We start from the raw sequence: 26,220 nt of genomic DNA, 5'->3' as shown, positions 1-26,220 counted from the left end.
CCCAAATTATCTCTACCCTTTTAAGCCTAGGTTCCACTCCTTGGACGAGATTGTATTAGCCTTTTACTTGCTAGGCTAAAGGACTTTACTACCTCACACTACCTTGTTTTTCACAAGTTGGCTAATGTTAATTACGAGGTTAAGGTTGATGTTAAGCATGGGGATCATTTACTCGTTGTCGAGGGTTAATGGTGAGATGGGTTGTTAGGCATTACGAGTCTAGGCTAGTTGTGTTCTTCATGTAAGAGTGGTTTCCACGTTTATGTAAGCTTGAGAATTGGAGGGATAAAGTTACACGATAAGTCTACAAGGCATTCTCTTGGTTAAAACATGGTATTGAAACTTTTGGCAAGCTTAGTAAGTGTTCAGAAGCCTAAAACTAGCAAGTATGGACTCCACATGGAACTCAACAGAGAACACAATAACGAGATGGTTAAAAATATTCTTCAATACAATTTACTCGAAATCTATTTAGCATAAGTTAGAATAAAATTTTATGGAGGTGGATGAAATTGTTGTCCACACACCTAACATCAATGAAAGATTTTATTAAAGTGCCGCCGCGGGGACTTGAACCCCGGACAACCCGGTCCCTGCTTTTTAAACTTCAGCCGGGCGCTCTCCCGGGCTGAGCTACGGCGGCACTATATCTGTACTAGCTAAGACTTTATAATTTTTCATCCTTTTATTTTTAACGGGGACCTGGCGACACCCTTGGAGAGCCCAAAAAAGAGTATATGGGGCCAATGAAGCAGGGTCTCCAGGGGTCCCTACATTTATATTTTCTCCCTTTCCCTCTAAGTTAGATAAAAATTTTTAAACAACCGTATTAAAACTAAGTTCGTCACCCTAATACATGTAAGGGCCTGTAATATCATGGTAAAGTTAATATGAGGTTTGAGGTATGAAAGTTCTCATTATACCTTTATCGTTAATGGAAAAGAGTATATTGGAGGAAATATCCAGCCATTTAAATACATATGGTTTTGATGTTGACATATTGCTTGATACTAGAAGATATTTACCGATATCAAGTTTTAACTGGGAAAGATTGCAGTATAATGCTGCTGAATTACTAAAGTATTTAAAAAATGAATATAATTTAAAATATGACTCAGTAGTGTTTTTGTTAGATGCAGATGGATATGTTAATGGTTATAACTTTATTTTCGGACTAGCCGTGGAGAACTATTGCATAATATTCACTAGTAGACTCAGAGAGGAATTTTATAAGAGAGAGAGTGATTTGAATTTATTCACAGAAAGAGTTATAAAAGAAGTTGTTCATGAAGTAGGACATACCTTAGGTTTAAGACACTGTGAAAATCATGGTTGCGTAATGAATTTTAGCGTTAATATAGAAGACGTTGACAAAAAGAGTAAATACTTTTGCGAAAGTTGCAGAATGAAGATTTCCAATATTATTTCTAGATATCAACGACAAAAGTAATTATGAATCTGTTATCGGATCTTTGTATAGACATCTCGTGATAAGTCATGGCTTTAACTAGAGTTCTTCTTTCATGTTTAGCTTCATTAAACCTCTCTCCCCATGCCTTTCCTTGTAAAACCATATTTTCTTCATTTATTACAATATCGAACTTACTGAACAGCATCAATTCGGTATCATAGTAATATAGCAACTCTTCTATCCATTTGTATAATAAATTTTCGAGATCATATCCATTTAGAAACACCTCTCGATATTCCAACGGCTGTACTTTAGTAGTATCAGTCATTATTTCGAAAACAGCTAAGGCAGCGTTAGAAAAAGCTTCCTCTAGTGAATTTCCATAAGCCCTAATACCTATATCTGCAGTGTGATCGAAAAACTCGTATGGATTCATAAAATTTATAATATGTTTCTAACATTAATAGTTAATTGATGATATAAATGGGAGGAAGACAAAGGACTACTTTATTTATGACCAAAGAAGTTAGAAAGGAAAAGAAGTCAGGTCAGTCTAGCCCTCAACCTTCTTCAAAATAAATTTATTAATTAGAAATATGATTGCTATCAATATGCCACTCCATAATACAAAATAAATATTTTTTAGATATATATACGCAATTATTGTGTCAGCTAGTAAGAGAAATATTATTACTGTTGAGCTCTTCATTTTATCACCTTAAAATAAATCTATCGGAAATGGAATTTTTCCACCGGAACCACCAATAGCGTTACCTAAACCTATCGATAATCCTGCCAATATGCTGATATATATTATAGGAATTATTATAAAAGCCATAACGAGAGATGGGACTAATCCAACTATTGTCTCTATAACCACGTTTAAATCAGATACTGGAATGTACTGTAGTTGAGTTGGTGGGGAATAGATGTTCTGCATGAAAATTGGCAAATAGGGTAGACCGATATAAAATACGATTGATGACGATATTAAGCTTCCACCTATACCCTTTCCTATTCTAAACGGTAACGAAAGTAGCAAGATACCTATTGCTATTAAAATCATGAAAGAATTTTGAACAAACTCTCCAATATCAATAATAAATTGTAATAAAAAAACTATATCTGATATAAATGAGGAGAACTGAAGTAAAGGTATAAACACTGGAGCTGCCGCCGCGGCTTTAATATTTACTAATGTATAGTAAATACTCTTCAACTCAAACATTAGATAGAAAGCTTGTGCTTCCAAATTAGTTAAGTACGTATAAAATATACTCCAATTTACTCCTAATAAATTTTGTAATTCGTTAGCTAAGACTATAATAAGCCCATAAATATTTATCCAAACCCCCGCATATATCGCATCACTTATCATTCTGGGACCCCACTTTTTAACGCCATATACAGGGATTGGAAGACCGTAAAATAATGCTCCTAGAATATAGGTTAAAGTTGCTATGTTCATAGATAAAAATAGTATATAAAAGGGAGAATAACTCATTTATTTTTTACCCCCCTACCTGGGATGCTAAGTAAGTAATCAACGAAAACACCGTAGAACCTATAGCAATCCAAAATGCAGCAAGTATCGCATCTTCTATTAAATCTTGGCCAGTTCTCTTTACTCTAAATATAGGAATTGGTGATCCTCTAAGGGCCCAGCCTATTGCCCATGCTAATATAAATATGCTCCACGCTACTTCAGTGACTTCTGAATCAAGGTTCTGAATGAATTGAATTAAACTTACCATCTACTATCATTACTTGGCTTCATTTTTTATAGAGCCAGAGTTAGACGAAATTGATAAAAGATAAGTAAGTATTACTTTAACTACATTATCTAAGCTCATGTTGTTTGTATTTATCACTAAATCAAAAACTGATAAATCATTTATATCTATACCGTAAAATTTTTTAAACCTTCTATAATGCATATACTCTCTCCTAATGATTTGAATTAATGCTTCGTTGTAAGGAATATTATCTCTCATAGAAATTCTAGTTGCTCTAACTTTAAGAGGAGCCCATAAATAGATCGTTACATTTGCATATTCTCTAAATAACCAACCAGCGATATGTGACTCAATGACCAGATCTTTCTCGCTTAATAAATATTCATAAATTCTCCTGTCAACAGACTTATCTATTTCAAAATCAGACTCCGCTACCCTATTTAAACTTATTACATCCATATCTTTCTCTTTAGCTATCTCACGAAATAAGTTTCCTGCAGAAACCAACTTAAAGGATAAACTCTTTGCTAGCCTACTCGCTACAGAGGTCTTCCCACTCCCAGCAGGACCGCTAATTACTATAATCATAAAAACTCCTCAAAAATCAAATAATATTTTTTCTAACCTCATGTATAATTATTTTGGATAAACAACTATGGCATAAAACTCCACCAAATGGTCTTTGAGGTCTTTTCTCCGTCCTACTAAATTTATGTAAGTTATCAGTCTTTACTCCGCGTAAAGGTTTCTTACAAATAGCACATTTAGCAGCATCATTCCTCTTTCTTTCATAGTGTATTTCAGTATTTCCACTAGGTAACTTAACATATATTCTTCTTAATGACCTAGAACGTAGAGCTGGTTTAGGCATTAATAAGAAATACTTAGTTATACTTTTAAATTTGACCTTAAAGATAACGGCGTGAAAAGAATGTAAGATGCTATAAATACGAAGAGAGATCCATTTAGCATTAAGTATCCAGTCGTAGTTTTTAGTGTTAAATAAGGTATATAAAAGGGCAAATATATATTGAAGCTAAGGTACATTAGTATTAAAAAGAGATCTAGTATGTATATCCCTACTAGTATCATTGACCTTATAAACATATAGTATCTGACTGTAGAGATATAAGATTCTAGTTGTTTAGAAACCTTACGATAGGTTTTTTCGCGCCTCTTAGGTGAGCTAACGCTCCTTAATCTCTCCTCATATTTTTCAACAATATCCATAGCTTTAGAAATTCTTCCCATAAGATAGTACTTGTATATCATATAAACTACTAAATTAGAAAAAAACGATATTAGAAGTATATACAAAATATCTATTTCCATAGTTTCACATTAAGGTGCTTATTATTTCATTTGCAGCCACTGAGGGGTCTCCTTCCAAATTGTTCACAACTTTAACAGAAGCACCTACTAATACCGCCGAGGCAACAGCTGCATATCTAGCAAAATTTATCACCTCACTTATAACATTAATATCACTATAGTCAACTCTGCTTCTTGTAGAGTCTCTCTTTTGCCTTTCTAGTATAATTTTAGGATCGGCCTCAATCAAAAAAATCACGTTTGGAGAAAGGACTTCTACCACGTGTTTAGGTAATCCTGGTAAATATCCAGCTGGTGTTCTAATAACAGCATGAGTATCTACTAATCCAATACCATTAATTTTAGATAAGTCTTCATTTATCCTTTTTGCTGCTAATGTTTGTAATTCTTTTTGTTTGTCTAATGGGAGTTTTCTTATTTCATCCCTACTCTTTACATAACCTTCTTTTATGCCAGTATTCAGCATATAGTCTCCATAATTAACTATCTTATGTGGAATTTCCTTCTCTATTAGAATTTTATCAACTAATGATAAAACAGTTGTCTTTCCAACTCCTGGAATACCTGTTACAATTCCCACTTTCATTTCCTACTCACCAATTAACCTTCTCAGTATGGGATACATTTCTAAAGATCTCTCATAAGCTAATAAGCTATAATACTGAATAGCTATCGTTACTGCCAATAATATTCCTATACCAGTACCATATGCCCCTAAAAGTGTTGCCACAACTGCTATTACACCTACAATAATTGAACTAAAGAAGGCTAATGGATAAATATACCTGCTAAGAATTCCCTCAATGACTTTTGGATTGCTTCGAACACCAGGAATTTCTATTCCAGCCTCTATTAACTGTTGAGCTTGTGTAGCGGGATCTAATCCAGCTACGTCAACCCATAATAATCCAAATAATATACTTAAGACAATAAAAATTACTGTATATTCCACCGCACCTATCGGATCAAGTACTATTGCAAAGACACTATGAGGAATACTAACATTTGGAGGCGGAAAGAAGAAGGCCGCGCTAATTGCATTAAGGACACTTGAGGCTGAAGGTGAGACATAAGCAGCAAGGGATGCAAACAATTGAATATCAGAACCTAAAACAGCAACAAATATAACTGGGATACTACTTACATATAGGAAATTCAACGGGATAGTTCTCCTTATCCCTCTTAATCTTTGTGAAGTTACTGGTATTTCTATTGTCATAGTAGTCAGGTATATCGTTATTATTATCAGCACTATAGTCGTAACAAGTCCTACTAAATCTGGCTGAAATGGGTCCTTAGTCGAAGTATTTACTAATAGATTTAGAACGTTGCCGTGAGATAATAATGTAGATATAAGAGCAGGGAAAAATCCTACCGGTAAGTTTTGAGAACTGACACTGGCAATCCCAAACATATCCCAAAACATTATCTTCATTACCCCAGCTAGTATGAATAAACTAACTCCAGATCCCAATCCCCAGCCTTTCTGTATCATTTCGTCTAGCAATAATATCAAAAAAGTTGCTACAATTAATTGGAGAATCACAATACCTGCTATAAATAATATAGAGCCCCCAATACTCGAGGATGTACGAGCTAAAACATACCCAAATAATGCCGACTCGACTAGGATAAATATAAATGCCAAACCTTTCTGGGCTTCTGTGAATCTAACTCTATCGTCCGGATCATTTAAATCAATCTGTATAAGCTTAGAACCAGCTAAAATTTGCATAATTAATCCAGCCGTGATGATTGGTCCGATCCCTAATTGGGCTAAAGTACCAGCAGTAGAGGCAAAAATAATCTGTTCAAGTATCAAATTCTTAAAAAAAGACGTTGAAGTTATTCCATATAGGGGAGTTGAAGCCATTATCAAATATACTATTACTGCAATTATCGACCAAACTAATTTTTGACCCAAAGATGGCTTCTCCTTCGGCTTAGTAACAGCTGGCAGATACTCTCCCAGCCTAGCTAATGAGTCTATAAATGACATACTTTACTCAAAAACATTATTGAGTTGGGTTTAATATTATTTCTCCTCCTATTTGCTTCACTTTTTCTACAGCCTTTTTACTAGCCCTTGATACTCTTACGGTTAATGGAATCGATAATCTTCCACTACCTAACAACTTGTCATATCCCAACTTACTAAGATCTATAACCTTCTTGCCGTTTTCCTCTTCAATTTTTAGTGTTCCCTTACCAATTAACTCCTCCAATTCTCGTAAAGATATTGCGCTTACTTTCTTAGATGTAGGGTTTCTGAACCCATGTTTACCATACCAATCTTTGCCATATTTAACTACCCATGACCACTTCTCCTTATGCATTCCTATTTGCCTGCTACCTTCAGAACCCCTATCTCTGTGTTGGCCCCTTATTCCCCATCCCATAGTTCTAGACCCTCTTAATTTTCTAGTTTTCTTCTCTCTCCTAACTACCATCTCACACCATCCTCCTTAACAACTGATTTATATCTTTACCCCTATAACCGAATTCCCCTTTATTTTTATAGGGCCTCTTAACACTTCCCTTGAATCCGCCCTTAGGTGGATGAAGAGTTAAAGGTAAATCAAAGTACTCATCCAACTTATGTAAGTACAGCTTGCCTTCATATAGGGCTTTTGAGAAAGTTTCTATATCTTCTATTTTTAGCACCTTTCTAAGGTACTCGTTGCTAACTTTTTCACCATTCCTAGTCCTAAGTCTATTTATTAATAATAGCTTCAAAGTATCCTCAGTTATTTCTCCCCAAGTTATATGGGTAGATGCTTTCTGCAACATTCCCAGCATTGGAGAAGTTCTGGGATATATCATAGCATTAAAGTTTCTCTTCAGTCGCAATAAATTAAGAGTCTCATTAACAAACCACGGAGCTTTTGCCCAACCCCTAATTCTAACTATAGCTAATAACTCTGCCATGCGTAATCACCTTTTCCTCGCCCAATCTTGCATAGTAACAAAGCTATAAGTATTATAAAGTGCATTATACCCAGCTCTTATAAAATTCTCAGTAGTCCTAGTCTCCCCTTTAGTAATTGACCAGGCATCCTTTATTCCTGCATAGGTTAACAAAATCTTTAATTTACTTCCAACAACTAAACCAGTCCCTTTAGGGGCTGGTAATAATTCGATCCTTACACTACCATCCTTTCCCACTACTTTAAATGGTAGACTATGAGGCTCACCACATGTACACTGCCAACTTCCACAACCTCTTCTTACTGGGATTATGTTCATCTTGGCGTCTCTAATAGCTTTCTGAATGGCGACTCTTAGTTGCTTAGCCTTGCCGGTGCCAATACTAACATAACCATCCATATTTCCCATTATTACAAGTACTTTATATCTAGATATCTCTCCAGCATCAGTTTGTTTTTGTACTACAGCTATATCAACAACCTCATATTTTAGCTTAGGTAATAATACATCAACTATTTCAGGCTCTGTTATTGGGAGATTCCTATCATATAATTCCTTTATTGACGTTATTTTCCCTTCCTTAATCATCTTCCCTACTAAGGTCCTAGGCTTCCATTCCTCAATATTAATCGTCGGAACTTCTTCTGCCATATTAACCACCCATTGTCTTTATTTTATTTAAAGTTTCCTCGAAATGAGAGGGAAGACTTACTGGATCTAACCCCCTCGCTAAGTATTTAGAAAACAATCTATTGAACTTATCTGGATTCTCCACCTTTAGCTTTTCCGCATACTTTGCAACATGAATACCCTTTATTCGATCATCTAAAATACCTACATCCCCTAAAGGCACTTTTAATCCAGCATCAATAGCACCTTTTATTACATAGAATATTCTAGAGCCCCTAGCTGGTACATGAAGTCCAATATCTGCTACAGCCTCTTGAACACCACTCTTCAAAGCTCTTATTCCAAGCAGGTAACCAGTGAGATAAGCAACTGATGTGTTGTTAGTATCACCCTTCCATCCAAACTTTTTAACTAGCTCAATAGAATGTGCATACGCTATTGTTATATCACCCTTAGGATCAACTTTACTTATGTGTGCAACAATATACTTATTGGTTATTCTAACAACTAGCCTTAACTTGTTACTTACTACATAACTATACCTTTTATAATAATTAGTTTTACCTTCCCTTCTCCTCCTAAATTTTACCTTATAATTAGGACCATGAGCCATTTAAATCACTCCCTCATTTTACCCATTTGGATTAATGTGCTCCTCACGTCTGAAACGCCTTTAAAAGAGCCACCCTTTGCTCTTAAATATAACTCACGATAAGTATGCGAATCAATAACCTCATGATCCCTCAGCCATCTTAGATACTGCCTAATTTTCCTTATCCTATTTACCCATAACTGTTTCCTTCTAGCTCTAGCACCCTTTCTGCCCTTTCTGCTACCTTCTTTTTTACCTTCACTTTTAATTCTCCTATTCCTTCTTTTCTCCTTTGCTCTTCCACTGCTAATACCTGTTTTGCTTAGAATTATTATTTTACCCTCTTTTATCAATTTCTTAACGTCACTTCTAGTTAGCGCATCTTGGACTTCACTTTCAAAACCTTCAGCTATTCTTACTTTACTAATTCCCACTCCGGTCAGTTCTGCAGCGAGTCTCTTCTGAAAAGATAAATCGCTCATTTACATAACACCCTCGTTTGAAACCTTAATTCCCAATTCCTTAGCCTTATTTATAATATCCAACCTCTTTTTAAATCCAACCGTGCCTCCAATAATCACTATTACATTATCCTTCTGATCTTTAAGCTTAATTAGCTCATCAACGTTATTAACTATCACTTTCTTCAAACCTGTTGGATGTAAGTACCTTATGTCCTTAGGTAATCTGTAACCTACACTGACCTTTGGTGGAAATCCTCTTATCTTTAAACGAGTCTTATTATCTCTACCATAAGGCCTTCTCCATTTCTCTTGTCTACCTAGCTTGAAGAATTTATCCGCGTCATATCTTAGAAACTCTGGTTTCCTTTCTTTTAATCTTTGCCTTAACTCACGATATTGTTTAGTTTTTAATTGACCGCTCATTCTATCACCTCTTTTTTATATAAAAATATTCCATCAGAGAAAACACGTCTGTCGAAACCTCTTATCTTTGAAGCTAATTCAATATTTGATGCAGTTTGTGCAACAGCCTCAATATCAGAACCCTCAACTACTATATCTTCTCCTTTAATAGTAACCTTCACTCCTTTACTAATCTTAGCTTTTCTAACAACTTTCTCGCCAATTAAGTTAGTAATTTGAACCTCATCTCCTACAACCTTTACTGTAGTAGGGAAATGGGTGTATATTATTTTCAAATAATATCTATAGCCTTTAGTCACTCCAGTAATCATATTTTGTAAGTGCCTTAGTAATGTGTAGAATAATGCCTTTTTACGTCTATCAGCAAAAGTAGTCTCTAAGATAATTTTTTTATCACCCAATTTAATCTCAATTCCTTTAACGTAACTAAAGTCTCTACTAACTTCTCCCTTTGGACCCTTAATAGTAACTTTTGATCCATCGATCTTTACATTAACGTTATTTGGAACATCAATTTCCTCCTTCAAAACAACTGTTTGCATTTCTGACCACCTAATAAACGTAACCTAAAGCAATTCCACCTGTTCTTATCCTAGAAGCGTCTTTATGGGACATAACACCTTTAGAAGTAGAAACTATTATTATGCCAATTTCCTTGGATGGTAGGTATCGCCTAATATAGTCTGGTAAATTGATCATTTGCCTATATGTTAATGGATATCTCGGCGTAATGGGTCCACATTTATTAATTCTTCCAAGCAACTGAACTGTTATTTTACCCCATCTTCCATCATCAATGAACTCAAACTCACCTACATATCCTTCTTTTTGCATAACTCTTAACACGTTTATTATTAGCTTGGATGCAGGCATTATTATTGCTTGCTTGTTTCTTCTCATCTCATTATTATATATAGTTGTGAGAGCGTTTGATAAAGGATTTATTACTACCATCTTATATCACCAATACTTATTAAATCCTAACTCATAAGCCACTTCTCTAAAACATTGTCTACACAAATATATTCCATACTTTTGTATCACAGAATCTCTACTCCCACATCTTCTACAAGCTTGAATTCCCTTTCCATATCTTCTTTCTGCCGGAGGTTTAAATTTACCCATATTATTCACCCTTCTATAACTTGAATCCCAAAATTCTGCTTCAAGAACTCTATAGCCTCTTCCTTAGTTACTCTATGTCTTTTTGGCACTCTAGTCTTCTTTCTCCTTCTTCTTGCAATTCTATATCCAGCTCTCTCTAAAGTTATTGCTATATCCATACCAAAAATGCCTACTTCAGGGTCATAACGAGCCCCAGGGATTATGACATGTTCTGCAATTCCGAAACTTACGTTTCCATTATCGTCAAAACTGCTTTTCTTTATCCTATAACCTACTGCCTCTAATACTTTTTTCAAAAATTCATAAGCCTTATCCCTTCTTAGTGTCACCTTCACACCTATTGGTTGACCTTTTCTTGTTCCAAACTCCCTTATCGTCTTCTTAGCATTAGTATATACTGGCTTTGCATTAGTTAATTCTTGAAGTAATTGATATGCCTTCTGTAATCTATCTCCAGATTCACCTACTCCTATATTCACAGTTACTTTTACTAACTTTATTTTCCTCATAATGTTCTGGGTAACTGCTTGTTCACTCATCTTACTCAATCCTCATATCAGGATTTTCATTTCCAATACTCATGATATTTAATAAGTTGGTTTGAAAAGTTTTATCATCCTTACCTTTAACAGTTACAATAGTATATCTCCTAGTCTTATATTTACTCCAGCTTATTTTCTGTATTATACCATGAAGACCAATGTTCTTTCCACCTATAGCTACTACATATGAATTTTCGTTGATAGTAAATATATTCACTATTTTCTGAGTAGGTATTTCTATCTTAAGCGTTGACAACGTTCCAATTTTCTTAGCTTCTTCAGAAGATAGCAGAATATTTCTGCCATCATCTAAATTTAATTGAATAATACCTCCTCTAACAGTTGTCTTATTCATCACTCTAACGTATTTATAATTAGCCTCATCCTTAGTTATCTTAATCAATTTTAAGAATCTAATATTGTCAGGGACTACCCTAAAGTATAAATCTGAAGATGGAACAGAGATTACGTCCATAATCCCGATGGGATATTTATAATGCTTCCTTACCCTGCCATCAACTAGCACTTTACCACTTGAAATAATAAACTTAGCTTCTTTTAGTGACTCTGCTAAATTAAGATAATCCCTAAGTATTATAGCTAAGGGAACACTAGTAGTAACTGAATGCGGACCGGCGATAGGTCTAACAGTCCACTTATATTCTTTCTTACTTAAAGGTAAAAACCAAGGTGCCTCAAATCTTGTAATATGCGTCATTACTTCTCAACCCCCTTTTCCAATTGTTTCTTGCGTATCTCAGAAATTTTTTCGATTTTCTCTCTTCGTCTCGGATCACTTAAATCTAACTTTATAATCATCAATTTAGAAGCATGAATCCATTTATAAACGGGAGTACCATCAGCCTTTTTCCTTGTGATCCCCTCAATAGCGACTTTACCGGTTTTAGAATTAACCTCTACCACTTTGCCTTCTTTCCCACTCTCCGACCCTCTGAGAATTCTTACTGTATCGCCTTTCCTAACACTAATCCTCCTTATACCATACTGATTTCTAATATCTTCTGAGACCATTGAAACAAGTAGTTTTTTTCTCCCGTGCAAAGGTAGAGTGTAGATTGATTTTCTTTGTTTAGAAGGCTTAAGAGAAGACGTAAACATCACCTCAAATCACTAATGTAGCTATACTAGCTATTTTAGGCCATCTCTCTGCTGCTTCTCTAGCAATAGGACCTCTAACCTCAGTTCCCTTTGGAGTTCCATCAGGATTTATTATTACCGCTGCATTATCTTCAAAGGAGATCCATGTTCCGTCTGGCCTCCTATAAGGCATACGTTGCCTAACTATTACGGCTCTAAACTTCTGTTTTCTTACTTCTGGTGTTCCTTTTTTAACCGACACCATAATCATATCGGCAATGTTTGCAAATGGAACTCTTCTTAAGACACCTCTATATCCATAGATTCCTATTACCATAACCTCTTTAGCTCCACTATTATCCGCCACATTCAAAATACTATAGTGTTGAATAGCTGGAGTTAAACCTTTTCTAGCTCCTAAAAACTGAATTTTTTCTGGCACTTTAACTCACCTTACCTAGTACTACAAAACTAATCGATTTAGAGATAGGTCTTGATTCACCAATTATAACTTTATCTCCCTCTTTTACTTCAACGCAAGGTGGAATGTGAACGTGAATTCTACTTCTTCTTCTTTCATACCTCTTATATTTAGAATCATAATATAAATACTGCCTCTCAACTACACCAGATTTTTGGGCTCTACTCTTAACTAATACTCCCTCCATTATCGCACCTCTTACTCTTAATGTACCGTGATAAGGACAATTATCATCAGTACAAGTCTTATCAGGTACTTTCACATTTGGAACACCGACATCTTTTATCAACTTTCCTTTTGATCCCATCTATTTCACCTAACTCTCTTCCATGGTTTGCTAACTAACTTGTGACCACCTATTATAAAACGCTTACCTTTAAAAGTTATCTCAAATACTCCATTCGACTTAAAAATTGTTATCACTCTGTTACTAATAGCTAACTTAACTAGAAATGTCCTCTCAGTTTCAAAAACTATTTCCCCTTTTTTTAGAGCTAAACCAGGATCAGTATAATATAAAATCCTTATTCTAGAACCAATATAATCTATCATAATACAATAGCCTACTATTAAATAAAATTACTAAGAGCTAGCTTTTTCAGATTTAGGTTGTTGAGACGAACTTCTACTAATCTCAGAAAGTACAGTCAATATTCTCGCAATATCCTTTCTAGTATTCCTTATACTTGAAGTATTCTTTAAAGTTCCCATCCTTGCTTGAGCCCTCAGTTTAATTAATTCTATTCGTAATTCCTCAAGCTTTTTAGCAAGCTCCTCTCTTTGCATCTTTCTTAATTCATCTGAAGATAAGGGCATTATTGTTCACCTTCCTTCTTTTCCTCACCTGACTCACTAATAAATGACACATTAGTAACAGATACCTCTTGAGGCACAGCTGGAGTTTCTCTTAATGTAATCTTATCTTCAATTTTCCTTGGTTTTGTTATTAAGACCTCTACTCCATAAATACCTGGCTTTAGCATAGCTATTGCTATAGCTCTATCGACCATTTTCTCAAGTTGTTGCCCACTCTTAAATACAATTCCTTCCTTTAACTTCTCGTATCTAGCTCTTTCCGAAGTTAACTTTCCACTAACTATGACTTCAGATCCTAAAGCCCCAGCATTCATTATTCTTCGTATAGTTATAAATGCTGCCCTTCTGAAATGATAACCCTTCTCTAATGCAACTGCTAGTCTAAATGCCATAACTCTGGCATTAAGCTCTGGATTTTCAACATTAGTTATTGTTATCTGAGGATTTTCGAGACCGAAAACTTTCTCAAGAATCTGAGCTAGCTGCTTAATATTTCTTCCTCCCCTCCCAATAATCATCGGAGGTCTTCCAGCATATATTATAACTCTGGTTCCTATTGGCGTTTTCAGAACTTCTACCCCAGCATATTCTGCATTATAATACTGTTTAGCTAAATACTCATCAATCATAACTTTTACCATTGATTTCTCTAGAAAATATCTCTTTATATTTGGCATTCTACTCCACCTCCTCTAATATAACTTCAATATTTGAGGTTCTCTTGTATTTAGGAGTAGCCCTTCCAAATGCCCTAGGCATATATCTCTTTAAAGTAACTCCCTTATGGGCAGCTAAATGTCTAATTATTAATTTACTGCTATCTAATCCCTTGTTAGAAGCATTAGCCTCAGCATTCTCTAATAACTTTAAGACATATTTTATTGCCTTCTTTGGGTACCTACCAGCTTTTATTTTCCATTTGCGTGATAATTTTGACTTATGTGAAGCACCCGTATTATATCTCCAATAGGGAACAGCTTCTTTCTCTTCTAACACTCTGTTTAAAAAATCTTTAGCTTCATTTAGATTCATCCCCCTAATAACCCTACAAACATTGTATAAATCCTTTATAGATACTTGAACATCTCGTAGAACGGCTTTAGATATCTTTAACTCATCCACATTTAATTGAGGATAAACCCAGTTACCCATCTTAATCAACCCTTCATGGCTAGGAATAAGCTTGATCTTGTAGCCTTTAAACCTGGTTCGCCATGCTCAACCTTCTTCGTAGTTATCGAATATTCACCTAGGTAATGTCCTATCATCTCTGGAGTTACAGTAAACTCTACAAACTCCTTGCCATTATATACAGCTAACTTAAGTCCTATAAACTCCGGTAATATCACTAAATCTCTCACATGAGTCTTTATAGTCTTGTTAACCTTTCCTTCCCTCCTATGTCTTCTTATTTTTTCTAATAAACGCCTCTGAGCGTCAGTAAAACCTCTCTTCAAAGACCTTCTCTGCCTAGCTGGTAATAACTTTATAAACTCATCCATTGGCATAGTAACTAGCTCGTTTATACTTTTTCCCCTATATCTATAGTTTTTCCATTCAGGTGGTAATTCTACTGACATCTTTTATCACCTATTCATAACTAACTTATAAAAACTCACTTTCCTTCCTTCCTCCCTGTTCTCCTTGCAGCTATATGTCCGACTTTTCTTCCAGGTGGCGCATTTCTTGATACAGTAGATGACCTACTCACACTCTGATGCAAACCACCACCATGAGGGTGATCTACAGCATTCATAGCTACTCCTCTAACAATCGGCCACTTTTTAGCTTTAACCTTGTATTTATGGTAATTAGCCCCAGCCTTAAGTAATGGTTTTTCTGTAATTCCTCCACCAGCAATTACTCCAACCATAGCCCTTGCCTTATTAGAGACCGCTTTTATTTTTCCAGACGGTAATCTTACCAGAACCTTATCTCCACTTTTTCCAATCACAACTCCATAAGATCCAGCACTTCTAGCATATTTTCCACCATCACCAAAGTTCTCTTCTATGTTACATACAATTGTACCTTCATTAGCATCCCCTATCTCAATAATATTTCCAGTAACTACTTGAGAACCTTTACCGAACTCTATTTTTTGCCCAATTACATAGCCTTGAACAGCTGGAGCATAGAATTTTATTCCATTTTCCAATTTTATTAAGGCTATTGGCTCATTCATACCTGGGTTATGAAGAATATCGATTATCTTTCCAACAAAGTGCCCCGTTATATTCGGATACCTGACCTTACCTAATCTTAACCAACTAGGGCTCCTAAAGTTTGGTGAATTTTTACCTGCTCTTTGTTGTAATAGTCTTTTACCCATTCATACCACCTCACAATATCCCTAACCTATGTGCTATATCACTCGCCTTATACTCAGAAGATAACCTTACGTATGCCTTTTTCTCACCTTGAGGTGTTGTTACTACATTCACCTTTACCACCTTGACACTAAACATCTTCTCCACATATTTCTTCACATCTCTTTTAGTATCATTTCTATCTACAATAAATACTAGCGTATTATATGACTCTATTAATTTTAATGCCTTCTCAGTTGAAAGAGCCATCTTAATCATTTAAATCACCAATCTTCCACCTAATCTATTCTGGAGAATCTGTAAACTAGACTCAGTATAAATTGTAAGCCTACCTGGATGAGCACCCGGAGCTAAGTGGATAACGCTTAAATTTTTAGCATTTGCAACATCAACCCCAGCTAAATTTCTAGCGGCCTTAATGATAGGAGCCTTATAAGCATGAATCACAATTAATGGACCAATTGGTTTCTTGTATTTTCTGCCTCTCATTTTTCCTTTCCCTGATCTTATTTTTATTCTCTCCTTCACTCTCTGTATATCTCCTAAAATTCCTATCTTATTAAATAGCTCTTCAACTTCGCTTGTAGATTTCATATTAACTATATCATCAACTACTATTATAGGCAGCATTAATGATTCATTAAATATGTGACCTCTTTTCCTCACAAATAAAGGTTCTGATGTGGCACTTATTGCACTCACTATGGCTAGTTTCATTTCCTTTTTATTAATCTCCTCAGTAATCTTCTCAAACGGAGAAGGTGGGAAGGTTAATCTACCACCAACCGTATTTGGTGCCAACGCGGCTTCTCCAGAGTTTTTAACTCTAGGAACTCTAGCTAATCCTAAATTTATACCAAAACTTTCAGCAGTAGTCCTCTTTCCAGCCATTGGATCTCTTCCCTTTGGTTGCAAAGATTTCGTAAATGAGGATAAGTATGCGCGTCTTATCAAGTCGCTTCTGACGGGATATGAAAAAATCAATGGTAATTCTATATCTTTTACTTTTTTTCCTTCTAGATCTAAAACAGCTGAATTCTTTTGAACTAGTTCCACGTACATCTACATCACCCTTGTTGACTGTTTAAATTCACGTAAGTTATCTTAGGCACCCCTTCAAAAACATACGAAGGCCTAACTGGGTACCTTAAGAATATTGGCCTCTTCTTACTTCCCAATACTGAACCTTGTATTACTAAAAACGTATTTCTTACTATCCCATATCTAACAAATCCTCCCAACGGGTTTATCTCTTTTGGATCATCAGAAATCTTCAAAATTCTCTTATTGTATTCAGTTCTCCTATGGAATCCTAATTGACCAGGTTGCGGGGTATAACTAGGTGTGCCCAATGAAGGTCCTCTGGTACCAATTTTTCTACTTCCCTTTCTATGCTTATGCCACCTTGGCAATTCTATAACATTATATCTCTTTATGACACCGGCAAACCCTTTACCCTTAGTAACTCCAATTATATCAACTAATTGACCCTCCTTAAATACATCTTTTACATTTATTTCCTTACCTAATATACTTAAAGAATACTCCAGTTGTTTAGCCTTATCCCCTCCTCCAATCTGTATTTCTACTAGATCCGGAGCTTTCTTTCCTAACGACGGAATTTTTCTAGGCTGTGTTGCTACCAAAACTCTAAAGTATAAAATCCTTTCAAGATTGGATTTTATTAACTCAAATCTTTTATTCATATTCTCTTGGAATTTTTTCTTACTCTCCTCATCTTTTTGTAAAATAGAGAAAGATTTAATTCTCCTAAATACCTCTGGTTGAGAGGGAATAGAAGCCCAATACTCAGTTAGTACACTAGGCTCTCCTTTAGGATCCATGACATAAGCTCTAATGGATAAGGGAATAATTGGTGGTGTCTCCACAACGGTAACTGGCATATAAATTTCTTTTCCGTTTGTAGGAGAGTTAGGCCAATCATCAATAAAGTAAATATGAGTCATTCCAACTTTATATCCTATAAAGCCTAATAGTTTAGGTTCATTAAAGTTAACTTGAGGCCAATTCCTAGGTGTAGGAAGCAACTCAGATGCTCTCTTCCTAGGTCTGAGACCAGCCGAACCTCTTCTTGGTGACGATAACTTACGATGACCCATTAATCTTCCCCGCTAATGCTATTTCTCCTATTATTTAAGAATTATAAAGCTAACTTAACATCAGATTTAGTATAGATAAGGAGTACGCTAATGCTTCTTCCGTCCTTATGTCCATAACGCCTTGATTAATTGCAAAATTGTACGAACTATTTATATATTTCTCACCTAGCTTATTAAGAACTCTTCCATGAGGAGGGCCTATTAATAGAGTCAAACCTCTATTATTATAAAGCTCTTTAATTTCATGCATACTTTCTAAGGGATTTTTCCCACTTCTACTGGCTACTATTATATTATCAAATTTAAATATGTCATCGAATTCAATAAATTTCATCCTTATACCATCATAGTATATATTAATATATGGAATAAAATTAAATTTTATTGAATCTAAGACAAGAATTACCTTGGATTTAGTTTTTATCTTTCTATTAAATCCAAAATCACCTTTTCTTCCTAACCTTAATTCTCCTTCGACTAACGTTTTCTTAACATTATGTGAGGGAACGTTCAAAGGGCTTAGAAGACCAACTTTCCTTAGAGTAGATTTGAATGGGATGTATTTTTTAAGATAAGGCGGAGCCAATAAATATTTGGAGACATCGTCTACTATCTCCATCATTTTCTCATTATGTCTAGAATCCTTTACCCAGAATATTTCATTAACTCTAAACGTGCATGTTACTCTGAGAATAAAGGATAGTTTTGATGTGATTTCTAACATTGAATTTTCTATATCAAATAATGACAAAAATAGGATTACATTTAATGGTTTAGCTCTCGGAAAAAGATACATACCATTATTAGATGCTAAGGAGAAAAATGAAAACTTTACTTCTTTTCATCATTATTTACCTTGCTTATACCGATAGTATATGTTTCTCCTTCAATGTCCCAATCAAGCAGTAAATCACCCTTCGCTTCATTGGTTGAAATAGACAGAGCCCTAGTCTCACTCTTAATAAAATCTGACCATCGCTCAATAATATCTCCTCTTTCCTCCGGAACCTTAATTGAGACTAGTATGTAATCCACTACATTTAATCCTAACTTCTTTCTCATGAACTGTATTCTTCTGATAATATCCCTTACTATACCCTCCTCTTCTTCCCTTTGAGAAATTTGTTTACTTATAACTATAACGCCCTTATCAAATTTAGCTGAAACGTAACCTTCTATCGTCTCCTCAGATATAATTAAATGCGAAGAGTTTAATACTATCTCTCTTCCTTCTATCATAGTCTTATGTGAATTATTATCAAGTATGTCTCTCGCGATAACATTACCATTTTCTTCAATATACTTTATAATCTTAGGTGCCAAACTCTTATACTCTTTACCTATGATAGATTTATTCGGTTCAACTTTATATTTACTGAAATTCTTGAATCCTTTAATGTCTCCTATCTCAATATCCTTAGCATTTAGTAGATTTAACAACACTTCTTTGGTTTTTCCTAAATAACTTATATCCTTAGGCTCATTCAGAAATACGTAAACCTTAGATAGAGGCCACCTTAACTTAATTCCAGCCTTTGCTCTAGCATTTAAAGAAGCTTCGCTAATCTCTCTTAATAATTTAAACGCTTGTTCTAGTTCTAAATTAACTAATGACTCGTCATACTTCCCTATGGTTTCCATGGAAACGGATTCTTTCTTATCATCAACGCAAAAAGATTGATATATTTTCTCAGCTGTAAATGGAATTACTGTAGAGGCTAATATGAGCCAATTCTTAAGAACATAGTATAAAACGTAGTATAGAGACACTTTATCTTCAGTGTTGCCCTCTACCCAAGCTCTTTTTCTGATTAGCCTTATATAAAACCTACTAACGTCCTCTATTAGGAAGTTAACTAATGTATTTGCTAATTCATGAACTTTATAATCTTTCATTGCCTCTATAACAATTTTTAACATGGAGTTGAATCGTGATAGTAACCATAGGTCCTCAATCTTAGCATATTTTATGATATAAGACAAATTATATTTAGATGGATCAAAATTATCTAGATTCATATATGTCGAAGCGAAAACAAAAGTATTCCAAATCACTTGCAGATCACGTTTGACTAAATCCAATGACCTCCAAGAGAATTTAGCATCCTCCCATGTCGTATTCCTTAATAACCATAATCTCAAAATATCTCTGCCATATCTTTCTATAACAACAGAGGGCTCAACATAGTTACCTAAGCTTTTATGCATCTCTCTGCCTTGCTCATCTAACATGAATCCATGAACTAATACTGACAAATACGGAGCTTTATCAAGTAATATCATTCCAGTCCTTAGCAGACTGAAGAACCATCCCCTTAATTGATCATGTCCTTCTAGCACTAGATCAACTGGACCTATTTGCTTCCATTTTTTATCCCAGTCTTTCCCTAAACTAGCGAAGAATGCAACGCCACTATCAAACCACACATCTGCAACGTCTGGAACTCTCCTAGCCATACTGCCACATTTGTTACATTTCACCCTAATATTATCTATATAGGGCTTGTGTAAATCATTAGGAACTGGATCAACACTAATCTTTTCTAGCTCCTCTTTACTACCGACTACTATAACATTACTACAATTTTCACAAACCCATATAGGTAAAGGAGTCCCCCAAAATCTTTGCCTGCTTATTACCCAGTCTCTTAATTCTCTTATCATATTACCTATTCTAATCTTTCCCCACTCTGGTATCCAATTGACCTTATCAATCTCTTCCAACATCTTATTTTTAATTTTCGATACTCTGATGAACCATTGATCAACTGCACGAAGAATTAATGGAGTTTTACATCTCCAACAGACTGGGTATCTGTGAACTATTTTACCTGCATATAATAACGCTTTATGCTCTCTTAGATCTTTTATTATTACTTCAGCTGCTTCTCTGACGTTTAGACCTTTATATTTCCCTCCTTCTTCCTTAAATTCGCCTTTATCATTTACAAACATAACGACAGGGAATCCGTTCCTTGTTCCTATTTCGAAGTCCTCCTCACCATGACCAGGAGCACCATGAACTAAACCTGTACCTTCACTTAAAGTCACTACACTACCAGCATCAACTACATAATGTTCAAGATTACTTTGAGCAGGAATCAAGTCCTTAAGTGGATGCTCGTACCTAACGCCTAATAAGTCGTCTCCCTTATAAACTCTCAAAATCTTATAATTAGTTATCCCGGCTTCTTTCATCACTGACTCTACCCTATCTTTAGCAATAACTAGGATCTCTCCATTTACCTCCACGTCTACATAATAATAGTCCTTATTGACCATGACGAATACGTTAGCTGGAATAGTCCAAGGTGTGGTAGTCCAGATTAACAAGTATTTATTGTTTTCGCCTTTAATTTTAAACTTAACATATATTGAGGGATCCTCTATATCTTTATATTCTGAAACTTCATAATCTGATAATGTAGTCTCACACCTAGGGCACCAATGCAATACAGCGGTTCCTTTACCCAATAACCCTTTTTCATAAGCTTTCTTAACTACACTCCAGGAAGAACTAATATATTCGGGGTCTAAAGTATAGTAAGGATTATCCCAATCCATGAAAACGCCAATATCCTTAAAATTCTTGGTCATCATATTAGCATTGTTTAATGCAAAGTCTTTACACTTTTTAATGAAATTCTCTACTCCTATTTTATCTATAATCTCTTGTTTATTCTTGATACCTAATTGTCTTTCAATCGCCACCTCAATTGGTAAACCGTGAGTATCATATCCAGGTTGATCATGAACCTTCTTGTTCATTAATCTCTCGTACCTCAGTATGCAATCCTTAATTACCTTATTCCAAATAGTGCCTATGTGTGGAACTGGACTAGACGGATAAGGAGGACCATCAATAAATAAGAATTTTTCTGTTCTCTTATTGACCTCGGACTTAAGCTTCTGATATATCTTATTATCCTCCCAGAATTTTATTACCTCACTTTCGAGTCTCTTAGGGTCATAGTTGCCAATCAGAGCCTCAACCACACGAGATAATTCGACTCACCTAACCATTATTAGATTTGTAGAGGACTATAAAAGTTTACGTTGAATAGAAAACATCTAAAATATCATTCTCTAGATCACAATTAAGCTAAAGCCTCCCTTTGTCTTTAGATTACTTAATTATATAATAATGATTTTAAAACGTGTTCTTCAAACTTACGAAGATCATCAGTTCTCTCAATACATATCAAACCCGATTATTTAAATTACCATAAATATATTTTCCTAATAAAGAATAGCTTAACTTTAAGATGGCATAAAAACTTCTTTTAGAAAATATAAAATTTCGTTATGATAATTTTTATCTACTATAAACTAGAGATTTTTGATACTAAAAAGAGAAGCCACTATTGTATGTATTTGTATATTTCGTCTATGAACTCACTACTCTTAGCGTTACCACCTACGTCTTGAGTTAACTTAATTCCTCTTTTATAAACTTCAGATATGGCATTCTCTAATGACTTATGAGCAGACATATACGCAACGTTTTTAGATTTCTCATAAAGTTGATAGAGCATCATTGAAATTGAAAGCAAGAAGGCAGTAGGATTAACTATCCCCCTTCCAGCTATATCAAAAGCCGCACCATGTACTGGTTCAAACATAGACTTTTCATCGCCTATGTTTGCAGAGGGTGCCAAACCTAAGCTTCCGGCTATTTGGCTCGCCTCATCACTTAGAATATCACCATAAACATTAGTAGTGACTATGACATCAAATCTAGTTGGATCTCTCACTAAATTAGCTGCTGCCGCATCAACATACATTTCCTCAAATTCGACTTTTCCTTTAAGTATCTCTCTGCAAACTCTAGCAAAAAGACCATCAGTTACCCTCATAACATTTGCCTTATGAACACAAGTAACTTTTTTTCTCCTACTATTAGCATAGTTTAGAGCTACGTTTATAATTCTTCTTGAAGCAAACTCAGTTATTATCTTCATAGCTATCGCTACTCCGTTAGCAGGAACGTATTCAAAGCCCTTATACAGATCCTCAGTATTTTCCCTAACTATAACCAAATCAACGTTCTGAAACTTAGAGTGAACGTTAGGTAACGATTTAGCTGGTCTTATATTAGCATACATATCATACATTTGCCTAAGTTTAACTACTACATCCATTGCGCTTTCCCCTACTGGTCCCTTTAAAATAGCGTCAGACTTATCTATTACGTTTAGGGTTTGCTTAGGCAAAGCTTCACCATATTTACTCAAAGCCGTATCTCCAGCTTCAACTTCAATTAAATTCATATCCAGTTTATACAATTCTATTAACTTGCTTAATATTTTCTTACTTAGTGCATAAATTTCTGGACCTACCCCATCACCTGGAATCACAGCTATATTAAAAACCATATATTTACAAAGACTAGTCCAACTTATAACCTTTTGATCTCATAGTGTTCTGTATAACGCCTAACATCTTAGCCAAGTGGGGTGTTGTCTTCTTTATTACACCATATTCATAGCTTAATATTTCCAATAATTTTTCGAGATCCTTTCCTCCATAAATGTCCACTCTAGTGTAATTCACTAAGAAATCTATTAAAATGCCATAACCCCTACTGTAAGCTGGTGAAATGGTCATTGAGTTAATTTCTAAGTCAAAGGGCAATAATTCGAATACTGCTGGATCTTTACTATCATCTATCTTTTTACATTCAGCGTAAATTACATTATAACTTCTTAATACGGGAAGACCATATTCATCGTCTATGGTGAAATTTAAATCCTGAATGAGAGACGAGAGAAAAACTTCGGGATTAGTGACTATATTTATAGAACATTTATTATTTATGATCAAGTTAGAGTATGTCAAAGTGTTTTTGTATATTTTTAAAGTAATAGTGTTAACATCACTTCTTATGATTCCTATTGGTTTCAAGTTAGGCTTAACTCCATTAGTTCCTAATAATACTTCATAAATTCCGTCGTAAGGAAAGAACATTTTTAAGAACTTTTTCATATATTACATGTGATTTTTAGCCGTCTTAAATCCTTGTCAGATGAAGGAGAAATAATTGCTGGGTCTAAAGAAGAGGAGAAGATCAAGAACAAGATTAGGAAAATATTAGAACTTGTAAGCGATGAAATAAGAGTCACTCCCGTAAGGGTTCTAAACTGGAGAGAAAAAGAGATAATAGTAGAATGCGAAGGAAATAAAATAGATGCGATATCTTTCCCTTACTCTTTGTCTACGGATACAGAAGGAAACGTCTCAGACAATTTTAGTGAGTGCAATGATAAAATACTTAAAGTAAACATAACTAGTCTCTTTGAGGTCAATAAATACTATATTAACGCAGTTAAAGCTAACTGTAAAGCAGTAATTTTTTCTCTAGATAATGAAAATAGAAGGTTTGTAATAAAATATGGTAACATGCTAGACTATGGTCCATGCCCACCTCCACCAATACCTGCTATATATGTTAAAAGTAGTGATTTCAACAAGATAAGAGGTAAGTGCAGAATAATTATTGAGTCTGAAATAAATCCTTATGCAACTGGATATGTAATTGAGGGAATAACTAACGCTAGAAATGAGAATACCGTGGTCCACATAACCTCCCATCACGATCATTGGCTAGCTGGCGAAAGGGACGATTTATTAGCTGTTTCACTTTTACCAGAATTTAGATCAAATCTTTATGAGACTCATTTAATATCCTATACCGCTGAGGAATCCGGATCTATTTACTTTTCCACTTTCTCTTGGTCTTACGGATCAAGAACTTTTCTCAGCAATCTAGGTTCAGAAGATTTGGATAATATTTTGATTAATATTAATTTAGATAATATAAGTGAGTATGAGATTATAATAAAAACTGTTCCGGGTTTGAAAGACTTGTTTAGCGGATTATATACTACTAATATAATTGACGTACCAGAAATTTATACTGATAGTTACTCATACATAAGAAATGGTATACCCAGTATAGACATAGGAAGTAAGAATAATCCTCACTATCATGGCGAGTTTGACAAAATAGATCCAAATGATAGTAAGATAATTGGTAATATAAATTTAATTAAGAATATTATATCAAAAATTATAAATAATAATATATATTATAACTTTAATGACATGATAGAGCAAGTTAAAAATAGTATGCTATATGCTCATCCACCTTTAAAGACTTATCTAGTGAATTTAATAGATAGGTTAAGAGATAAAGATATCTACGTATATAGAAATTTGCTAAAATTTTACGGTGGAATTTTAGATATCGAGGAGAATTATGCAAACGTTAAACTATTTCACAAAAGTTATGGGATTGAAGAAATGATAAAGAGAAAATCAACGATATGTATTGAAAACTTCCAATGCCTAGAAAAACCTAAAGAATCCAGTAGTACTTATTATCGTTATTTCACATATTATCTTAATGAATTAAAAGAGGACGTAACGAATGAATATACAGACCAACTGTACTTATTGTTAAAGAAATTCCTCTAACTGTGTAAGAGATGTTACAACGAAGTCTGCGTATAACTCAGCATTCTTCACCTTAGCTTCTCTATCAACTAAAACAGAATACATACCAGCTTTCTTCGCCGCTAAACAATCTTTTATGGGATCATCTCCTATGAAAAGGCAGGAATTAGGACTTACTGATACCCTTTCACAAGCAATTATGAAAGGTTCAATATTTGGTTTAGGTTTTATACCTCCTTCCCCTCCAATAATTATAACATTAAATTTATCAATTAATGGAAAACTCCTTAATCGCTTACTTTTATTTCCTCCTTCTCCATCGCTATTTGTTATTATGCCCAATTTGTAACCTTTGCTACTTAAATATTCTATAAGTTCTTTAGCATCCTCATAAGGTTCAGTTTGCCCCGCGATCGACCAATATAGGCTAGTCCAATCATATAATTGAGACCTTTCTACTTTTTCTACGTTTAATAGACTAAGCACATTTTCCCACCATTTATTTCTGTCATATTCGCCCTCCCTATCCAATCTGTTACTTTCAGCATCAACTAATCTCTGGATTATGGTAATATCTATTTCGTATCTATAATTTTCTTTAATATAATTATACATATCCTTAGCAACTGTCCTTAAAGCCTCTCTTGATCTACTATCAAAATTAATTAAGGTATTATCGAAATCAAAAAACACAGCCTTTACGTTGCTGAATATTGTATTATCGGAAGACAAAATAA

General features: G+C 34.7%; 39 protein-coding genes and 1 tRNA gene. 2 read left to right on the top strand and 38 right to left on the bottom strand.

Annotated elements, in window-relative coordinates; all coding sequences use genetic code 11:
- Nucleotides 1–555: 555 nt before the first annotated feature.
- Nucleotides 556–643, bottom strand: a tRNA-Phe gene (locus BFU36_RS02625).
- Nucleotides 644–904: 261 nt separating this feature from the next.
- Between BFU36_RS02625 and BFU36_RS02620 the strand changes: the two genes are divergently transcribed.
- Nucleotides 905–1,450, top strand: a complete 546-nt coding sequence (locus tag BFU36_RS02620; protein ID WP_069282049.1) for an archaemetzincin family Zn-dependent metalloprotease — start codon at nucleotides 905–907, stop codon at nucleotides 1,448–1,450.
- On the opposite strand, the gene BFU36_RS02615 is transcribed toward BFU36_RS02620, so the two are convergent.
- From BFU36_RS02615 to BFU36_RS02445, 36 genes are all read right to left on the bottom strand, one after another.
- A complete protein-coding gene (locus BFU36_RS02615; protein ID WP_069282047.1) occupies nucleotides 1,428–1,847 on the bottom strand; it encodes an archease in 420 nt (139 codons plus the stop codon). The two genes, BFU36_RS02620 and BFU36_RS02615, sit on opposite strands and share 23 nt — an antisense overlap.
- A gap of 117 nt (nucleotides 1,848–1,964) precedes the next feature.
- Nucleotides 1,965–2,120, bottom strand: coding sequence for a hypothetical protein (locus BFU36_RS14030; protein ID WP_185957845.1), 156 nt, complete (start codon nucleotides 2,118–2,120; stop codon nucleotides 1,965–1,967).
- 9 nt (nucleotides 2,121–2,129) lie between these two features.
- Entirely contained in the window at nucleotides 2,130–2,915 is a 786-nt protein-coding gene (cedA, locus tag BFU36_RS02610) for a DNA import protein CedA (RefSeq protein WP_069282045.1), read from the bottom strand.
- Nucleotides 2,916–2,922: 7 nt separating this feature from the next.
- Nucleotides 2,923–3,165, bottom strand: coding sequence for a DNA import protein CedA1 (cedA1, locus tag BFU36_RS02605; RefSeq protein ID WP_069282044.1), 243 nt, complete (start codon nucleotides 3,163–3,165; stop codon nucleotides 2,923–2,925).
- Between the two features lie 9 nt (nucleotides 3,166–3,174).
- Nucleotides 3,175–3,735: a (d)CMP kinase gene (cmk, locus tag BFU36_RS02600; RefSeq protein ID WP_069282042.1), complete on the bottom strand. Its 561-nt coding sequence runs from the start codon at nucleotides 3,733–3,735 to the stop codon at nucleotides 3,175–3,177.
- 16 nt (nucleotides 3,736–3,751) lie between these two features.
- The gene (locus BFU36_RS02595; protein ID WP_069282040.1) at nucleotides 3,752–4,018 is read right to left on the bottom strand and encodes a 50S ribosomal protein L34e; all 267 of its coding nucleotides are present in this window, start codon (nucleotides 4,016–4,018) and stop codon (nucleotides 3,752–3,754) included.
- 17 nt (nucleotides 4,019–4,035) lie between these two features.
- The gene (locus BFU36_RS02590) at nucleotides 4,036–4,479 is read right to left on the bottom strand and encodes a hypothetical protein (protein WP_069282038.1); all 444 of its coding nucleotides are present in this window, start codon (nucleotides 4,477–4,479) and stop codon (nucleotides 4,036–4,038) included.
- A 4-nt stretch (nucleotides 4,480–4,483) separates the two neighbouring features.
- A complete protein-coding gene (locus tag BFU36_RS02585; RefSeq protein WP_069282036.1) occupies nucleotides 4,484–5,065 on the bottom strand; it encodes an adenylate kinase in 582 nt (193 codons plus the stop codon).
- 3 nt (nucleotides 5,066–5,068) lie between these two features.
- On the bottom strand, nucleotides 5,069–6,478 hold the full coding sequence (secY, locus tag BFU36_RS02580) for a preprotein translocase subunit SecY (protein ID WP_069282035.1): 1,410 nt from the start codon (nucleotides 6,476–6,478) through the stop codon (nucleotides 5,069–5,071).
- Between the two features lie 16 nt (nucleotides 6,479–6,494).
- Nucleotides 6,495–6,929, bottom strand: coding sequence for an uL15 family ribosomal protein (locus BFU36_RS02575; RefSeq protein ID WP_069282034.1), 435 nt, complete (start codon nucleotides 6,927–6,929; stop codon nucleotides 6,495–6,497).
- A gap of 1 nt (nucleotide 6,930) precedes the next feature.
- Nucleotides 6,931–7,407, bottom strand: coding sequence for a 50S ribosomal protein L30 (locus BFU36_RS02570; protein ID WP_069282033.1), 477 nt, complete (start codon nucleotides 7,405–7,407; stop codon nucleotides 6,931–6,933).
- Nucleotides 7,408–7,413: 6 nt separating this feature from the next.
- Complete coding sequence (locus BFU36_RS02565) at nucleotides 7,414–8,058, bottom strand: 30S ribosomal protein S5 (protein ID WP_069282031.1); 645 nt, start codon at nucleotides 8,056–8,058, stop codon at nucleotides 7,414–7,416.
- A 1-nt stretch (nucleotide 8,059) separates the two neighbouring features.
- Entirely contained in the window at nucleotides 8,060–8,650 is a 591-nt protein-coding gene (locus BFU36_RS02560; RefSeq protein WP_069282029.1) for a 50S ribosomal protein L18, read from the bottom strand.
- Nucleotides 8,651–8,655: 5 nt separating this feature from the next.
- Nucleotides 8,656–9,111 carry a 50S ribosomal protein L19e gene (locus BFU36_RS02555; protein ID WP_069282027.1) on the bottom strand — a complete coding sequence of 152 codons (456 nt, stop codon included), beginning with the start codon at nucleotides 9,109–9,111 and terminating at the stop codon, nucleotides 8,656–8,658.
- Complete coding sequence (locus tag BFU36_RS02550) at nucleotides 9,112–9,516, bottom strand: 50S ribosomal protein L32e (protein WP_069282025.1); 405 nt, start codon at nucleotides 9,514–9,516, stop codon at nucleotides 9,112–9,114.
- The gene (locus tag BFU36_RS02545; protein WP_069282023.1) at nucleotides 9,513–10,058 is read right to left on the bottom strand and encodes a 50S ribosomal protein L6; all 546 of its coding nucleotides are present in this window, start codon (nucleotides 10,056–10,058) and stop codon (nucleotides 9,513–9,515) included. Before BFU36_RS02545 ends, BFU36_RS02550 begins: the two co-directional genes overlap by 4 nt.
- Before the next feature lie 10 nt (nucleotides 10,059–10,068).
- The gene (locus BFU36_RS02540) at nucleotides 10,069–10,470 is read right to left on the bottom strand and encodes a 30S ribosomal protein S8 (RefSeq protein ID WP_069282021.1); all 402 of its coding nucleotides are present in this window, start codon (nucleotides 10,468–10,470) and stop codon (nucleotides 10,069–10,071) included.
- 6 nt (nucleotides 10,471–10,476) lie between these two features.
- Nucleotides 10,477–10,641 carry a 30S ribosomal protein S14 gene (locus BFU36_RS02535; protein WP_069282019.1) on the bottom strand — a complete coding sequence of 55 codons (165 nt, stop codon included), beginning with the start codon at nucleotides 10,639–10,641 and terminating at the stop codon, nucleotides 10,477–10,479.
- A gap of 5 nt (nucleotides 10,642–10,646) precedes the next feature.
- Nucleotides 10,647–11,180 (bottom strand): 50S ribosomal protein L5, encoded by a 534-nt coding sequence (locus tag BFU36_RS02530; protein ID WP_069282018.1) that lies wholly within the window; start codon nucleotides 11,178–11,180, stop codon nucleotides 10,647–10,649.
- 1 nt (nucleotide 11,181) lies between these two features.
- Nucleotides 11,182–11,901, bottom strand: coding sequence for a 30S ribosomal protein S4e (locus BFU36_RS02525; RefSeq protein WP_069282017.1), 720 nt, complete (start codon nucleotides 11,899–11,901; stop codon nucleotides 11,182–11,184).
- Complete coding sequence (gene rplX / locus BFU36_RS02520) at nucleotides 11,901–12,302, bottom strand: 50S ribosomal protein L24 (protein ID WP_069284555.1); 402 nt, start codon at nucleotides 12,300–12,302, stop codon at nucleotides 11,901–11,903. Before rplX ends, BFU36_RS02525 begins: the two co-directional genes overlap by 1 nt.
- A 4-nt stretch (nucleotides 12,303–12,306) precedes the next feature.
- Nucleotides 12,307–12,723, bottom strand: coding sequence for a 50S ribosomal protein L14 (locus BFU36_RS02515; RefSeq protein WP_069282016.1), 417 nt, complete (start codon nucleotides 12,721–12,723; stop codon nucleotides 12,307–12,309).
- 1 nt (nucleotide 12,724) lies between these two features.
- Complete coding sequence (locus BFU36_RS02510; RefSeq protein ID WP_069282015.1) at nucleotides 12,725–13,069, bottom strand: 30S ribosomal protein S17; 345 nt, start codon at nucleotides 13,067–13,069, stop codon at nucleotides 12,725–12,727.
- A gap of 5 nt (nucleotides 13,070–13,074) precedes the next feature.
- On the bottom strand, nucleotides 13,075–13,317 hold the full coding sequence (locus BFU36_RS02505; RefSeq protein ID WP_069282014.1) for a ribonuclease P protein subunit: 243 nt from the start codon (nucleotides 13,315–13,317) through the stop codon (nucleotides 13,075–13,077).
- A gap of 27 nt (nucleotides 13,318–13,344) precedes the next feature.
- The gene (gene rpmC, locus BFU36_RS02500) at nucleotides 13,345–13,578 is read right to left on the bottom strand and encodes a 50S ribosomal protein L29 (RefSeq protein ID WP_069282012.1); all 234 of its coding nucleotides are present in this window, start codon (nucleotides 13,576–13,578) and stop codon (nucleotides 13,345–13,347) included.
- Nucleotides 13,578–14,255 carry a 30S ribosomal protein S3 gene (locus BFU36_RS02495; RefSeq protein WP_069282009.1) on the bottom strand — a complete coding sequence of 226 codons (678 nt, stop codon included), beginning with the start codon at nucleotides 14,253–14,255 and terminating at the stop codon, nucleotides 13,578–13,580. The genes rpmC and BFU36_RS02495 overlap by 1 nt, the downstream gene beginning before the upstream one ends.
- Nucleotide 14,256: 1 nt before the next feature.
- Nucleotides 14,257–14,730 (bottom strand): 50S ribosomal protein L22, encoded by a 474-nt coding sequence (locus BFU36_RS02490; RefSeq protein ID WP_069284554.1) that lies wholly within the window; start codon nucleotides 14,728–14,730, stop codon nucleotides 14,257–14,259.
- 5 nt (nucleotides 14,731–14,735) lie between these two features.
- The gene (locus BFU36_RS02485; protein WP_069282007.1) at nucleotides 14,736–15,158 is read right to left on the bottom strand and encodes a 30S ribosomal protein S19; all 423 of its coding nucleotides are present in this window, start codon (nucleotides 15,156–15,158) and stop codon (nucleotides 14,736–14,738) included.
- A gap of 35 nt (nucleotides 15,159–15,193) precedes the next feature.
- A complete protein-coding gene (locus tag BFU36_RS02480) occupies nucleotides 15,194–15,910 on the bottom strand; it encodes a 50S ribosomal protein L2 (RefSeq protein WP_069282001.1) in 717 nt (238 codons plus the stop codon).
- Nucleotides 15,911–15,920: 10 nt separating this feature from the next.
- Entirely contained in the window at nucleotides 15,921–16,166 is a 246-nt protein-coding gene (locus BFU36_RS02475; protein ID WP_069281999.1) for a 50S ribosomal protein L23, read from the bottom strand.
- Nucleotides 16,167–16,970 (bottom strand): 50S ribosomal protein L4, encoded by an 804-nt coding sequence (gene rpl4p / locus BFU36_RS02470; RefSeq protein WP_069281997.1) that lies wholly within the window; start codon nucleotides 16,968–16,970, stop codon nucleotides 16,167–16,169.
- A gap of 5 nt (nucleotides 16,971–16,975) precedes the next feature.
- Nucleotides 16,976–18,028 (bottom strand): 50S ribosomal protein L3, encoded by a 1,053-nt coding sequence (locus tag BFU36_RS02465; protein ID WP_069281994.1) that lies wholly within the window; start codon nucleotides 18,026–18,028, stop codon nucleotides 16,976–16,978.
- 49 nt (nucleotides 18,029–18,077) lie between these two features.
- A complete protein-coding gene (locus tag BFU36_RS02460) occupies nucleotides 18,078–18,824 on the bottom strand; it encodes a putative RNA uridine N3 methyltransferase (protein ID WP_069281992.1) in 747 nt (248 codons plus the stop codon).
- Nucleotides 18,825–18,859: 35 nt separating this feature from the next.
- Nucleotides 18,860–22,012: an isoleucine--tRNA ligase gene (gene ileS / locus BFU36_RS02455; protein WP_143576987.1), complete on the bottom strand. Its 3,153-nt coding sequence runs from the start codon at nucleotides 22,010–22,012 to the stop codon at nucleotides 18,860–18,862.
- 377 nt (nucleotides 22,013–22,389) lie between these two features.
- Nucleotides 22,390–23,403 carry an isocitrate/isopropylmalate family dehydrogenase gene (locus tag BFU36_RS02450; RefSeq protein WP_069281986.1) on the bottom strand — a complete coding sequence of 338 codons (1,014 nt, stop codon included), beginning with the start codon at nucleotides 23,401–23,403 and terminating at the stop codon, nucleotides 22,390–22,392.
- 13 nt (nucleotides 23,404–23,416) lie between these two features.
- On the bottom strand, nucleotides 23,417–24,013 hold the full coding sequence (locus BFU36_RS02445) for a DUF447 domain-containing protein (RefSeq protein WP_069281984.1): 597 nt from the start codon (nucleotides 24,011–24,013) through the stop codon (nucleotides 23,417–23,419).
- Between the two features lie 9 nt (nucleotides 24,014–24,022).
- Here BFU36_RS02445 and BFU36_RS02440 point away from each other — a divergent pair, with 9 nt between their 5' ends.
- Nucleotides 24,023–25,504: a M28 family peptidase gene (locus BFU36_RS02440; protein ID WP_069281982.1), complete on the top strand. Its 1,482-nt coding sequence runs from the start codon at nucleotides 24,023–24,025 to the stop codon at nucleotides 25,502–25,504.
- Here the strand turns inward: BFU36_RS02440 and BFU36_RS02435 are convergent.
- Nucleotides 25,487–26,215 carry an HAD family hydrolase gene (locus tag BFU36_RS02435; RefSeq protein WP_069284552.1) on the bottom strand — a complete coding sequence of 243 codons (729 nt, stop codon included), beginning with the start codon at nucleotides 26,213–26,215 and terminating at the stop codon, nucleotides 25,487–25,489. The two genes, BFU36_RS02440 and BFU36_RS02435, sit on opposite strands and share 18 nt — an antisense overlap.
- Nucleotides 26,216–26,220: the final 5 nt, after the last annotated feature.

The organism is Sulfolobus sp. A20, from assembly GCF_001719125.1.
Taxonomy (GTDB): Archaea; Thermoproteota; Thermoprotei_A; order Sulfolobales; family Sulfolobaceae; genus Saccharolobus.
The sequence above is the reverse complement of the archived record's forward strand: the minus strand, read 5'-3'. Positions and strand labels throughout refer to the sequence as shown.